Genomic DNA, 11,844 nt, shown 5'->3' on the forward strand with positions numbered 1-11,844 from the left:
GTATTGGGCCGAACTCAGGATTTGAAAGCAACGTAGATCGGCTCCCTCTCCCTCGGGAGAGGGCTGGGGTGAGGGGCCGCAATCTACAGCCGAGCCTGAACCCCAAGCCCAACCATCCCCGCCCCTCACCTAAAGAGTGCGATTTCCCCCTCCCTACGCTAACCTGCGGCCATGTTTTACGAGGTCGACTATGCACATTCATATTCTGGGTATCTGCGGCACTTTCATGGGCTCGATGGCGGTGTTGGCCAAAGAGCTGGGCCATCACGTGACCGGCTCCGACGCCAACGTCTATCCACCGATGAGCACGCAGCTGGAAGCCCAAGGCATTCAACTGACGCAGGGCTATGACCCGGCGCAGCTCGATCCGGCACCGGATCTGGTGGTGATCGGCAACGCCATGTCGCGCGGTAACCCGGCGGTGGAATATGTCCTGAACAAAGGCCTGCCGTACGTCTCCGGCCCGCAGTGGCTGGCTGACCACGTGCTGCAAGGTCGCTGGGTACTGGCGGTAGCCGGTACGCACGGCAAAACCACCACCAGCAGCATGCTCGCCTGGGTCCTGGAACATGCCGGCATGAGCCCGGGCTTCCTGATCGGCGGCGTGCCGCAAAACTTCTCGGTCTCTGCTCGCTTGGGCGGTACACCGTTCTTCGTGATCGAGGCTGACGAATACGACAGCGCCTTCTTCGACAAGCGCTCGAAGTTTGTTCATTACCGCCCACGCACCGCGATCCTCAATAACCTTGAGTTCGATCACGCCGACATCTTCCCGGATCTGCCGGCGATCGAGCGGCAATTCCATCACTTGGTGCGGACCATCCCAAGTGAAGGTCTGGTCATCCACCCGACCACCGAGCCGGCCTTGCAACGTGTGATCGAAATGGGCTGCTGGACCCCGGTGCAAACCACCGGTGCCGGCGGTCAGTGGCAGGTCAAACTGCTGAGCGAAGACGGCTCGGCGTTCGAAGTGATGTTCGAAGGCGTGTCGCAGGGCACCGTCGAATGGGAGCTGACCGGTCAGCACAACGTCGCCAACGCCTTGGCTGCTTTGGCGGCGGCGCGTCATGTTGGCGTGGTGCCATCGATGGGCATTGCCGGGTTGAGCGCATTCAAGAACGTCAAGCGCCGCATGGAGAAAGTCGCCGAAGTGCGCGGCATCACCATCTACGACGATTTCGCCCACCACCCGACGGCGATTGCCACCACTCTCGACGGTTTGCGCAAACGCATCGGCGACGCACCGCTGATCGCGATCATCGAACCGCGCTCCAACTCGATGAAGCTCGGCGCGCACCGTGATGGTTTGCCCGACAGCGTGGTCGATGCCGATCAGGTGATCTGGTACGCCCCGGCCAACCTCGGCTGGGACCTCGCCGGCACCGCCGCACTGTGCACCGTGCCGTCGATTGTCAGCGATTCGCTGGAAGGCATCATCGAGCGCGTGAAGAGCCAGGCCCAGCCCGGCACTCACGTGGTGATCATGAGCAACGGCGGCTTCGGCGGCCTGCACGGCAAACTCGCCGAGGCACTGCAATGAACACTCGTTTTGAGAGCAATGGCCCGGAACGCATCACACTGGCCATGACCGGTGCCTCCGGCGCTCAGTACGGCTTGCGCCTGCTCGATTGTCTGGTGCGGGAAGATCGCGAAGTGCACTTCCTGATCTCCAAGGCTGCACAACTGGTGATGGCCACCGAGACCGATGTGACGCTGCCGCCGAAGCCGCAGATGATGCAGGCCTTCCTCACCGAATACACCGGGGCCGCCGCCGGGCAGATCCGCGTATACGGCAAGGAAGACTGGATGTCGCCGGTAGCTTCGGGCTCCGGCGCACCGGCAGCAATGGTCGTGGTGCCGTGCTCTACCGGGACGTTGTCGGCGATTGCCACCGGCGCCTGCAATAACCTGATCGAGCGCGCCGCCGACGTCACTTTGAAAGAGCGTCGCCAGTTGATTCTGGTGCCGCGGGAGGCGCCGTATTCGAGCATTCATCTGGAGCACATGCTCAAGCTGTCGAACATGGGCGTGACGATTCTGCCGGCCTCGCCGGGTTTCTATCACCAGCCGCAGACCATCGATGACCTGATCGATTTCGTTGTGGCGCGGATTCTCAATCTGCTCGGCATTCCTCAGGACATGCTGCCGCGTTGGGGTGAGCATCATCTGAGCAGCGATGAATAAGCTGCTGGCGATTTTGCTGGCGCTGCAACTGACCGGCTGCGCCACTGCGCGCACCCTCGACGCCGCCAAACCGGGCGCGCCTGTGGTGTACTCCGGGACGCGGCTGGATTTGTATGCATTGAATGGCGGGTGTTGCGCGATGGATCGGTTCGGGGCTGAGGCGCCGAGCTATCCGGGGGTGGACCTGCCAGCGAGTGCGTTGCTCGATACGCTGCTGTTGCCATTGTCATTGCTGACGGTGATCGGTGTGAGCTTCCAGGCAACGGGCGGATTGTAGTTAGACAGATCGTTGCCACGCTCTGCGTGGTAACGCCTCCGGCGACGCTCTGCGTCATGCTTTGGGACGCAGAGCGTCCGTGGCTGCATTCCCACGCAGAGCGTGGGAACGATCATGCGGCGGAAGATTATTTGCCGAGCTTGCGCAGCTCATCCGACTCGATCACCCGTACCCCATCCTGCTCTTCCAGGGCAAGGCGCCACATCGCCCGCGCCAAATGGCAAGCTTCGATGCCTCGGTATTTACCCGGAATCAGCTTCGACAAAGGTCCGGCCAGTTGCTCGGCAAGACGCGGTTCAGTTCGCTCACCCAACAACAGCGATGGCCGGCAAATGGTCAGTTGCGGCCAGTCCTGCGCACGCAATGCCTGCTCCATTTCGCCTTTGACCCGATTGTAGAAGACCGACGATTTCGGATCGGCGCCAATCGCGCTGATCACAATCAGATGCCGCGCGCCCATCTCTCGCGCGCGCTTGGCGAACGCCACGACCATGTCCAGATCCACCGCGCGAAACGCCGCTTCCGAGCCGGCCTGTTTGATGGTGGTGCCGAGGCAGCAATAGGCGATATCGACGCGACCACTGAGCTGCGGCAGAAATGCCTGCGGATCGCCCACCGGATTTTCCAGGTGCGGATGTTCCGCCAAGGGTCGACGCGAAGGGGCGAGCACGCGTGAAATCGTTGGCTCGTTGAGCAAACGGTCGAGTAGATGTTCACCGGTCAAACCGGTGGCTCCGGCAAGCAATACGTGCTGAGGCGTCAAGTACATAGTGTCTCTCCCTTGATACTGTTCAGCTTAGTTGCTCTTTATCGCTCCGTCGTTCAACGCAGCACTTTGCAATGCTTTTCTGGCTTGCTGTTTGCGCAGCAGTTGCCAGTGCGAGAGCACGGTTTTCGGCGCCCAGATCTGCGGCTCCGACGCTTCGAAATTGTCCGCCAGTTCACGCTCGGCGACGGTGGCTTTGGCCAGTTTGAAGGCCTGCTCCAGATCGTCGGTCTGATTCAGAGCCTGGGCGAACAGCGCGTCGCCGAAGTAGGTGAAGTTAGCTTCTTCCGAGCAGCCGAAGGACACCCGGTCAGCGCGCGAGGCGGTCATGATCAGTGTGCGCTCGTCTTTCAGCGCGGGGATGAAACCGCCGGAGTAGCAGGCCGAGATCACGATGATCTTGTCGCGGTTTTTCAATGGCGCCAGCACAGCGGCGAGTTCGTCGGCGGGCAGGTCGGCCAGTTCCATACGCGGCTGGTCGAGCACCAGTTCATGTTCGGCGGTGCCGTGGCTGGTCAGGTAGATGAACAGCAGATCTTCCGGGCCACTGCGTTCGGCCAGCGTTTGCGCGGCACGACGCAGGTTCTCGCGGGTGGCCATCGGCCGGTCGCCGAGGTGGTCACGGTGGTTGACCAGACGGATCTGGCCAAAAGCGCCGAAGCGCGTGTTGAGCATGTTGGCAACATAGTCGGATTCGCGCAGGAACACGCTTTGCTTGCCATCACCGCCGAGGGTCAGGGTGTACAGCTCGACTGCCGGGGTCGACGCGGGAATGGCGGCCAGTGCGTCCTCGAGCAGACGGCCCTGAGCGAGCAAACCGAGTTCGAGCGTATCGGGCAGCAACTTGCCGTCGGCGTCGCGCACGCGCTGGCCGTTGATCCAGGTGCCGCTCATGACGCTGCCATCGGTGAGCACCAGGGTGCCGCGTCCGGAGTAACTGTCGTTGTCGAAACCGCCGATGTAGAAACTGCCATCAGGCAGGTTCAAACGGCCCTGACCGCTGAAGCGCCAGTCGCTGAACACGCCGATGTAATGGCTGCCATCGGCGCCGATCAGTTCGCCCTTGCCGGTCAGCGCGCCTTCCTTGAACTGGCCGAGCCAGACATCGCCGTCGGCGTTTTCGTAGCGACCTTTGCCGTGCAGTTGATTGTTCTTGAAACCGCCGACGTAGATATCGCCGTCCGCGCTGTTGAAGGTGCCGTTGCCTTCCAGCTGACCGTTGACGAAATGCCCGCTGAACGAGTTTCCGCTGGCGTCGCCGCGCTGACCCTCGCCGTTCGGTTTGCCGTGGGCGAACTGGCCTTGATAGGAGCTGCCGTCGTCCATTTCCAGACGACCGAGCCCGGAGTATTGATCAGCCTTGAACTCGCCACGGTAGGTCATGGCGTTTTCTTTCAGGGTGCCTTCGCCTTCGCGGCGGCCCTGCTTGAAGCCGCCGGTGTAACTGCTGGCGTTGGTGGCCAGGCTGCCCTGACCGTCGAACAGACCTTGCTGAAACTGCCCGCGATAAACCTCGCCATTGCTGCCATGCCATTCGCCCTGACCATGCCACTGACCTTTGTCGAACTGGCCGGCGTACCAACTGCCGTTGGGGTAGTCGACGCGGCCCTGACCTTGCAGCAAGCCATCGACCAGTTCACCGCGATAGCGACCGCCGTCGGGCAGGCGCGCATCCGGCGGCAACAGCGATTCGCCGTCGCCGCAAGCGGTGAGCATCAGGGTCAAGGCAAGGGGTGCAAGACGTGCAAGTGAGCGCATAGCGGGATCCGGGCAATTAGGCGACCGAGTATGCCGCAGCTATGCGTCGCATATATAGAGACGTGACGCGAAACAGCGTGCGCTGCTTCGCATCCGGAACCATCAGACGAAGCAGAGCGACAGTGGCTCGGCGATATAGGCCGGTTTGTCCGAACCCTCTATCTCCAGGGTCGCGGTGGCTTTGAGCAGCCACTGCCCGGGTTTTTTCTCGGTGACTTCACCCAGATCGACCTTCAGGCGAACTTTGGAATTGACCTTCACTGGCTGGATGAAACGCACGCTGTCCAGACCGTAGTTGACGACCATCTTCACGCCTTGCGGCAGGATCAGGATGTCTTCCATCAATTTCGGGATCAGCGACAACGACAGGAAACCGTGGGCAATGGTGCTGCCAAATGGCGTTTGCGCGGCTTTGACCGGGTCGACGTGAATGAACTGATAATCACCGGTGGCTTCGGCGAACAGGTTGATGCGTTCCTGATCGATGGTGAGCCATTCGGAACGTCCGAGTTCCTTGCCGACATAATCTTTGAGCTCTGCAACGGGAACATAGGGCATTGAGACTCTCCTTGGGTTCATCGGTTTTATAGTTTTTCAGGTGGGGGGATTTGACCTCCCTGCGAACCACTGTAGATCATCATGGCGATTTGCTCCGGTCAACCGACCATGCTTTTGGCGAATGCCGATCCATAGCGCAGGCGTGCTTATAATGCCGAGCCCCTGCTGGGCAAAAAGTAAGACGGAGATGTCGGATGTTGCTACGTGGCCTGACCTTGCTGGTGCTGTTTCAATTGCTCGGCACGGCGCTCAATCATTTGCTGTTGCCGGTGCTGCCGGGGCCGATCATCGGCCTGCTGCTGTTGCTGGTCTTCCTGATCATTCGCGGTGAAGTCGGCGAACCGCTGAACCTTGCGGCCGGCAGTCTGCTGCGTTATCTGCCATTGCTGCTGGTGCCACCAGCCGTCGGCGTGATGGTTTACGCCACAGCCATTGCCGCCGATTTCTGGGCGATTGTCGGCGCACTGGTGCTGTCGCTGCTGCTGTCGATGGCGTTCGCCGGGGTATTGATGCAGCGCCTGGTTAAACGGCACGCGCCAGCGTCGGAGGAATCCTGATGCTTTTCGACTGGCAGGGCGCCTGGGCTTCGGTCATTCATCATCCGCTGTTCGGCATCGGCATCACCCTCGGTGCCTATCAACTGGTGCTGGCGGCGTTCGAGAAAACCCGCTGGATCTTTCTGCAACCGGTGCTGGTCTCCATGCTGTTGGTGATTGGCATTCTGGTCGGCTGCGGCCTGACCTACGCCGAGTATCGCAAGAGCACCGAGATCCTCAGCATTCTGCTTGGCCCGGCGACCGTGGCGCTGGCGGTGCCGCTGTATCTCAATCTGCGGCGTATTCGCCAATTGTTCTGGCCGATTTTTACTACGCTGGTGATAGGCGGGGTGGTGGCGACGGGCATGGGCGTGTTGCTGGGCTGGTGGTTCGGTGCCGAGCACATGATCCTGATGACCATGGCGCCGAAGTCGGTGACTTCACCGATCGCCATGCTGGTGGCCGAACAGATCGGCGGCGTTGCGGCGCTGGCGGCGGTATTCGTGTTGATCACCGGGGTGATTGGCGCGATCTTTGGTCCGACGCTGTTGAACCGCCTCGGTGTGCACAGCCCCGAAGCGCGCGGCATGGCGCTGGGTATGACCGCCCACGCGGTCGGCACGGCGGTGGCCATGCAGGAAAGTGATGAGTGCGGTGCCTTCGCGGCGCTGGCAATGAGTCTGATGGGCGTGGCCACGGCAGTCTTCCTGCCGTTGGCGGTGTCGATGGTGGTGTAAGGAAATGTCTATGAGTCTGCCGCTTTTCCCGCTGAACACAGTGCTGTTTCCCGGCTGCAACCTCGACTTGCAGATCTTCGAAGCGCGCTACCTGGACATGATCGGCCGCTGCATGAAACAGGGCGGCGGTTTCGGCGTGGTGTGCATCCTCGACGGCCAAGAAGTCGGCGTCGCACCACAAGGTTTTGCCTTGGTCGGCTGCGAAGCACGCATCACCGACTTCCAGCAGCAGGACAACGGCTTGCTGGGCATTCGTGTCCAAGGTGGGCGGCGGTTCACGGTGTCGCGTACCGAGGTGCAGCGCGACCAGTTGATCCTCGCCGATGTCGACTGGCTGGATGACGAGCCCGAGCAACCGCTTCAGGACGAAGACGCTGACCTGGTGGCGCTGCTCAAGGCGTTGGCCGAGCATCCGATGGTCGAAGCGCTGAACATGGGCACCGATGCGCTGGGTCAGCAATCGCTGGCTAATCAATTGGCCTATCTGCTGCCGTTCGCAGAAGAAGACAAGATCGACCTGCTGCAACTTGACGATCCCCAGCAACGGTTGGATGCGATTCAGGCATTGCTTGACGAGCTACAGGGTGAATTGTTCGCCTAGTTGTACTTTGAATTAACCCATTGAATCCACCAACATTGTTTGCTTTCGTTTTTGTCTTGATTTCAAGTTGCCCGCAGGAGACGGGCGACTTGAATAAAAATAAGGATGAAATCATGACTGTATATGAAGACGAGTGGGAGTTTTGGGATGACATTGCCGGCAAGTATATTCTGAAGCATGCCGAAACGGATCATTCCTCAATGTCGACCCTCATCTGACGGGGCATAACGCGTTCAATAGCAAACCGGCAACATTCGTGATCAAGGTGATCAAATAACGTCCAGCCGCTGATTAATACAAAGGCGCCATTCATTTTTAAATGAATGGCGCCTTTTGTCAGGCTCGGTAATGTTCGGCTACTGGCCAGGTCACATCGTTAGAGTAGGTGCTTTCGCCTTTTGGCAACTTCAACACGACACCGCCGGAGTTGGCTATTTGATCTATCAATTTGTCGTAAGCAGTGAGTCCATAAGAATAGACATCGTGCCCGTCGGTACCTGCCCATGTGGCTTTCTCGATAGCTTCAGCTTTGTCACCGGCCTGCCGCAAGATATCCTCGACTCTGGCTGCCTGGCTCAGGTCCGATCTCACCAGCCAGATTCTTTCTGCGCTGATACCTCGCGTCGGCATTGATATCCGGCCTTCCAATGGATCACCGTCAAAATCCATGTCGTTCAGGTAAATGTTTTCATCTCGGGGGACCACTTCGATGCCGCGGGTGTCGATGACGTAACGGAAGCCAAGAAGTTGTTTGCGCCGCAGCAATGGATAGTCACGCGAGTTGTCCATTTCAAACGATGTATCAGAATCGTTAGCTGAGCTGTGTCGATTCCCGCTCGACGAATCGCTGTCAGAGAAATGCCCCGGATAACGGTTAGCCTGGCTGTTGTAATGCCGAGGGTTGGAGTAGTAATCAAAAAACATGTAGGACTTGAGCTTGGCCGCAGAGAATGTCGCACTGAAAGCCGATTTGTTCGTGGAGTCTGAAGGGTTGCCCCTCAATTTCACCAGTCGTTTGTCCCGCGCCAGTTCGAAAGGCGTGCGCAAATCGGCGCGGAACATGGCCGGGATGTCCGTTCTGAAAAGGTAGCCATGCCTGGTGAACTGGTAGCCGGCATATTCCAGATAACTTTTCAGAAAACTTTCTTCATAGCGTTGTTCAACGGGATGTGAGTCGAAATCAGGCAGCTCGCCTTCTTCTCTTATTCTTAGAATCAATGGCTGCATTTCCTCTGCAATCTGATCGAAGCGGCGTTCGTCCAGCGTGTTCTGAGTTAATCGTTTGTGCTGTTCGGTCCATTCGGGAAAGCCGTTATCCATGTCCGGGAGCAAGCGTTTTTGCTGGGCGATGGTCAAGTTGTAGCTGCGCAGAAGTTCGGCGCATTCGCTCCGGGATTTCTGCGGATAGGACCATCTCATGGAGTTCATGAGGGATTTGTGGTGATCGTCATTATCGGTGCGTCTTGCCCAGTCCGGTGCTCTGCCGCTGGCTTGGGCCTCGGCTCGGAAGGCCACAACTTCTGCACCGTGGATGTTGTAAACGTCCCATATTTCGCGATCGGTCCAGTGCGCGAGCTTCAAGGGTACGGATGCATCTCCGCGAGCCTCGCTCGGGTCGACTTTAACCAGCTGGCCGTGTCGATCCTTGAAGGCAAAGCCGACATCACGGCGCATGATAAAGTCGCCGTGATGCGGCACATGTTTCCATTCGTGTACCGCGTAGTAGCCCTGTGCATCTGGCACATATACAGAGTAGGTATTACCCTTTTCATGCACGGTGTAGCGATCAAGAGGGTAGTACGCAATGGGCTTTTTCAAGCTCCAGAGGTTGCTGTCAGCGACTCGATAAAGCGGAGGTCCGGATGGCATCCGCTCACTCGGCAACCTGGCCCGGTAGGCTTTCATCAGATCGTGGAACGCCACCATCACCGTCAGCCCGGCGGCTGATCCATCTTCCTGGGCGATGTCCGCGAACGTGCGACCCTTGTGAACCTTCAGCCCGTCTGCGTCGTGGCTCAAAGACGCATCGACGTTCTGCAAATAGGGCTCGAGGGGCGAGGTTGTTGTATAAGGCAGGGGCATTTGCGTTTCGAGCATCTGCGTAATCGAAATGGCGGATTCCACTTTTGAGGTGCTGCTGTGAGGGCCGTCGGCGTTAATGCCCGGTGATTCGTTTGTCCCGTCCGGTCTGATGCGGCCAGGCAAACGGGGATCCAGATCGACTGGACGATCGGAGGGCGCAGGACGGGGTGTCGAGGTGGCGGGTGTCTCTGTGGTTGGGGATGGGCGCAGTGGCCCGGGTTTTTGGCGCATAAAAGTCACTCCATGTGATTGAGTCAGCCATCCATTGGCTGAATGAGTCAGGGCCGGTCATGCTCGGGAGCCGGCCAGACGATGTCGTCGGCGAACGTCTTGTCGCCCTTGGGGAGTTCAAGAATCAGGCCGCCTGAACCGGCGATTCCATCGATCAGGCGGTCATAAGCGTTGCTGCCAAAATAGCTGCCTGTTTGACTGTCGGTTCCTGCCCAGGTGGCCTGTTCGATTGCCGCGACTCGGTCAGCGGCCTGCTCCAGCACATCCTTGACCCGGGCGGCGCGCGTCAGATCGGAACGAACCAGCCAGATACGCTCGGCACTGATGCCGCGTGTGGGTGTCGAGATATGCCCCTCCAGTTCGTCGAAGAAGAATTTACTGTTGCCGGGGTTAAATGCCTTGTTCTCCGCCCCCGGCACCACTTCCAGACCGCGTGTGTCGATGACATACACAAAGGACGTGTTTTGCTGGCGGCGAGTGGATTCATAACCTTTCGAGTCATCGAAAACGAAGGAGCTGTCTGAGTCGGCTTCGTCGCCGGTCCGTTTACCGTCCGACACTGAACTGTCGCCGGAATCCGAGGGCTCACTGCTGCGTCCTTTGGAGCTCTGTGGATTCACGCCGGGAAAGCGATTGGCCTGCGAGTTGTAATGCAGCTCGTGATAGAAGCCGCCCCTGGTTGCCGCATAAGCAGTGGCGTCATGCAGCCCGAACGTTGCACTCAGCGCACGCTTGTTCGTGGTGCCCGTGGGATTGCCTTTGCGGTACATCATCCGCCCGTCCCTGGCCAATTCGAAGGGTAATCGGGTTTCGCCCCGGAACATCGCCGGAATGTCCGTGCGGTAGAGCATGTTGTGTCGGGTTCGCTGGTAGCCAAGGTGGGTCGCGTAATCGGCTAAAAAAACATCGCTGTACCGGGTGGCGGGCCAGTGATGGTCGAAGGCCAGCCCTTGGGTTCTCAAGTCTTGAACGTAGTTTTCCAGTTCGTCGGCGATCAGTTTGAAGCGCTGGTCATTGCTCGGGTCAAGGCTCAGACGTTTATGCTGTTCAGCCCATTCCGGTATCTGGCCGTCGCCCGATTCTGTACGCAGACGACACAGTTGGTCCTGGGTCAGGTTATAGCTGCGCTGTAATTCCAGACGCTGGGCAAGAGGCAGTTGTGGATGCAGCCACTTCAATGACTCGGCGACAAACAGATAGTCTTCGCTGTTCTGCGCCCGGGGTGCCCAGTCCGGTGCCTTGCCGGAGGCTTGCGCTTCAGTGCGGAAGGCGGCAATCCGGGTGTCATCCAGAATGTACATTCGCTGGATGTCTTGATCCGACCATTGCACCAGCGGCCTGTCGGCCAGTCTCTCGTGTTTTGCTTGCGCCGGATCGATGGCAATCCAGTGATGCTCCGGGTGATTGATGGCATAGCCGAGAATGGCTGAATCACTGCTCGATCCGAGTGCGCGGAATGCGTAGTGGCCATCAGCGTTTGCGGTCGCGGAGAACGCATAATCATCGCCATTCAGGAACGTGCGGTGACGATTCAGGCTCCACAGATTGTCCTGCGTGGTTCGGTATATCGGTGGGCCAGGGGCCAGGCGTCTGAAGGACATCACTCGATATGCCTTGAGGTCGGCATCGTATTTAACGCAAACGTGCTGCCGGCCTTGCGTGCCTGGAAGCTGGACATCGACCCACTCTTTGGTGAGATAACGCCTGATACCGGTTGCATTGGGTGTAGGCAGATCGCCGAAGTAGGGTTGCACGAAATCTTCGAGTGAGGTTGCCGAAAAAAATGGCATGTCGGCACGGTCGGGCGACATGACGCTGACTTCGATTGGCGAGGTTTCTTGTCGGGAGCTGCCTGGCTCATCCACACGGGGCCGCTTGGAGGAAGAAGGCGATTGGAGTGGAAAATGGCCGGGAATGTTTTCCAGTGTGGGAGTTGCCGATTTGTTCGCCGAGTGATCTGCAGACGCGCGTGTTGTGGTGGCCGGCGTGTCGACTGTCGGTGAGGGGGGACGTGACCCCTGCTTTTGTCGCATGCAGTGAATCTCCTTTATGTTTGACACAGCCTTTCCTTGGCTGAGTGATGCACGCACCCGGACAATGAGTGGCATCGTCCG

11 protein-coding genes are annotated in these 11,844 nt (G+C 59.0%); 6 read left to right on the forward strand and 5 right to left on the reverse strand.

The genetic code is table 11. From position 1 onward, the window contains the following. The first annotated feature begins 190 nt into the window (after positions 1 to 190). The 3 genes from mpl to CKW38_RS23640 are packed head-to-tail and all read left to right on the forward strand — an operon-like array spanning position 191 to position 2,461. Positions 191 to 1,540, forward strand: a complete 1,350-nt coding sequence (mpl, locus tag CKW38_RS23630) for a UDP-N-acetylmuramate:L-alanyl-gamma-D-glutamyl-meso-diaminopimelate ligase (protein WP_007909560.1) — start codon at positions 191 to 193, stop codon at positions 1,538 to 1,540. Continuing rightward, positions 1,537 to 2,184: a flavin prenyltransferase UbiX gene (gene ubiX / locus CKW38_RS23635; protein ID WP_007909567.1), complete on the forward strand. Its 648-nt coding sequence runs from the start codon at positions 1,537 to 1,539 to the stop codon at positions 2,182 to 2,184. Before mpl ends, ubiX begins: the two co-directional genes overlap by 4 nt. Continuing rightward, positions 2,177 to 2,461 carry a YceK/YidQ family lipoprotein gene (locus CKW38_RS23640; RefSeq protein WP_007909569.1) on the forward strand — a complete coding sequence of 95 codons (285 nt, stop codon included), beginning with the start codon at positions 2,177 to 2,179 and terminating at the stop codon, positions 2,459 to 2,461. The genes ubiX and CKW38_RS23640 overlap by 8 nt, the downstream gene beginning before the upstream one ends. Before the next feature lie 127 nt (positions 2,462 to 2,588). Here CKW38_RS23640 and CKW38_RS23645 read toward each other — a convergent pair whose 3' ends face one another. From CKW38_RS23645 to CKW38_RS23655, 3 genes are all read right to left on the reverse strand, one after another. Beyond that, on the reverse strand, positions 2,589 to 3,230 hold the full coding sequence (locus CKW38_RS23645; RefSeq protein WP_007909571.1) for an oxidoreductase: 642 nt from the start codon (positions 3,228 to 3,230) through the stop codon (positions 2,589 to 2,591). A gap of 27 nt (positions 3,231 to 3,257) precedes the next feature. Then, entirely contained in the window at positions 3,258 to 4,985 is a 1,728-nt protein-coding gene (locus CKW38_RS23650; RefSeq protein ID WP_095114018.1) for a C13 family peptidase, read from the reverse strand. 102 nt (positions 4,986 to 5,087) lie between these two features. Further along, entirely contained in the window at positions 5,088 to 5,543 is a 456-nt protein-coding gene (locus tag CKW38_RS23655; protein WP_007909575.1) for a MaoC family dehydratase, read from the reverse strand. A gap of 194 nt (positions 5,544 to 5,737) precedes the next feature. On the opposite strand from CKW38_RS23655, the gene CKW38_RS23660 reads away from it, so the two are divergent. Genes CKW38_RS23660 through CKW38_RS23670 form a run of 3 tightly spaced genes read left to right on the forward strand, consistent with a single transcriptional unit; the run spans position 5,738 to position 7,417 of the window. After that, positions 5,738 to 6,100: a CidA/LrgA family protein gene (locus CKW38_RS23660; protein ID WP_007909577.1), complete on the forward strand. Its 363-nt coding sequence runs from the start codon at positions 5,738 to 5,740 to the stop codon at positions 6,098 to 6,100. Then, complete coding sequence (locus CKW38_RS23665) at positions 6,100 to 6,816, forward strand: LrgB family protein (RefSeq protein WP_007909579.1); 717 nt, start codon at positions 6,100 to 6,102, stop codon at positions 6,814 to 6,816. The genes CKW38_RS23660 and CKW38_RS23665 overlap by 1 nt, the downstream gene beginning before the upstream one ends. A 10-nt stretch (positions 6,817 to 6,826) precedes the next feature. Beyond that, the gene (locus tag CKW38_RS23670; RefSeq protein WP_007909580.1) at positions 6,827 to 7,417 is read left to right on the forward strand and encodes an LON peptidase substrate-binding domain-containing protein; all 591 of its coding nucleotides are present in this window, start codon (positions 6,827 to 6,829) and stop codon (positions 7,415 to 7,417) included. Positions 7,418 to 7,753: 336 nt separating this feature from the next. Here the strand turns inward: CKW38_RS23670 and CKW38_RS23680 are convergent, their stop codons facing one another. Both CKW38_RS23680 and CKW38_RS23685 read right to left on the reverse strand, forming a co-directional pair. After that, complete coding sequence (locus CKW38_RS23680; protein WP_256588444.1) at positions 7,754 to 9,622, reverse strand: hypothetical protein; 1,869 nt, start codon at positions 9,620 to 9,622, stop codon at positions 7,754 to 7,756. 155 nt (positions 9,623 to 9,777) lie between these two features. After that, positions 9,778 to 11,541: a hypothetical protein gene (locus tag CKW38_RS23685; RefSeq protein WP_256588445.1), complete on the reverse strand. Its 1,764-nt coding sequence runs from the start codon at positions 11,539 to 11,541 to the stop codon at positions 9,778 to 9,780. Positions 11,542 to 11,844 lie beyond the last annotated feature (303 nt).

Source organism: Pseudomonas sp. Irchel 3H7, from assembly GCF_900187605.1.
In the GTDB taxonomy this organism is placed as follows: Bacteria; Pseudomonadota; Gammaproteobacteria; order Pseudomonadales; family Pseudomonadaceae; genus Aquipseudomonas.

Excerpts from the sequence above, each read along its gene's own strand:
- mpl (WP_007909560.1), top strand. The coding sequence starts at position 191 with ATGCACATTCATATTCTGGGTATCTGCGGCACTTTCATGGGCTCGATG.
- ubiX (WP_007909567.1), top strand. The coding sequence starts at position 1,537 with ATGAACACTCGTTTTGAGAGCAATGGCCCGGAACGCATCACACTGGCC.
- CKW38_RS23640 (WP_007909569.1), top strand. The coding sequence starts at position 2,177 with ATGAATAAGCTGCTGGCGATTTTGCTGGCGCTGCAACTGACCGGCTGC.
- CKW38_RS23645 (WP_007909571.1), bottom strand. The coding sequence starts at position 3,230 with ATGTACTTGACGCCTCAGCACGTATTGCTTGCCGGAGCCACCGGTTTG.
- CKW38_RS23650 (WP_095114018.1), bottom strand. The coding sequence starts at position 4,985 with ATGCGCTCACTTGCACGTCTTGCACCCCTTGCCTTGACCCTGATGCTC.
- CKW38_RS23655 (WP_007909575.1), bottom strand. The coding sequence starts at position 5,543 with ATGCCCTATGTTCCCGTTGCAGAGCTCAAAGATTATGTCGGCAAGGAA.
- CKW38_RS23660 (WP_007909577.1), top strand. The coding sequence starts at position 5,738 with ATGTTGCTACGTGGCCTGACCTTGCTGGTGCTGTTTCAATTGCTCGGC.
- CKW38_RS23665 (WP_007909579.1), top strand. The coding sequence starts at position 6,100 with ATGCTTTTCGACTGGCAGGGCGCCTGGGCTTCGGTCATTCATCATCCG.
- CKW38_RS23670 (WP_007909580.1), top strand. The coding sequence starts at position 6,827 with ATGAGTCTGCCGCTTTTCCCGCTGAACACAGTGCTGTTTCCCGGCTGC.
- CKW38_RS23685 (WP_256588445.1), bottom strand. The coding sequence starts at position 11,541 with ATGTCGCCCGACCGTGCCGACATGCCATTTTTTTCGGCAACCTCACTC.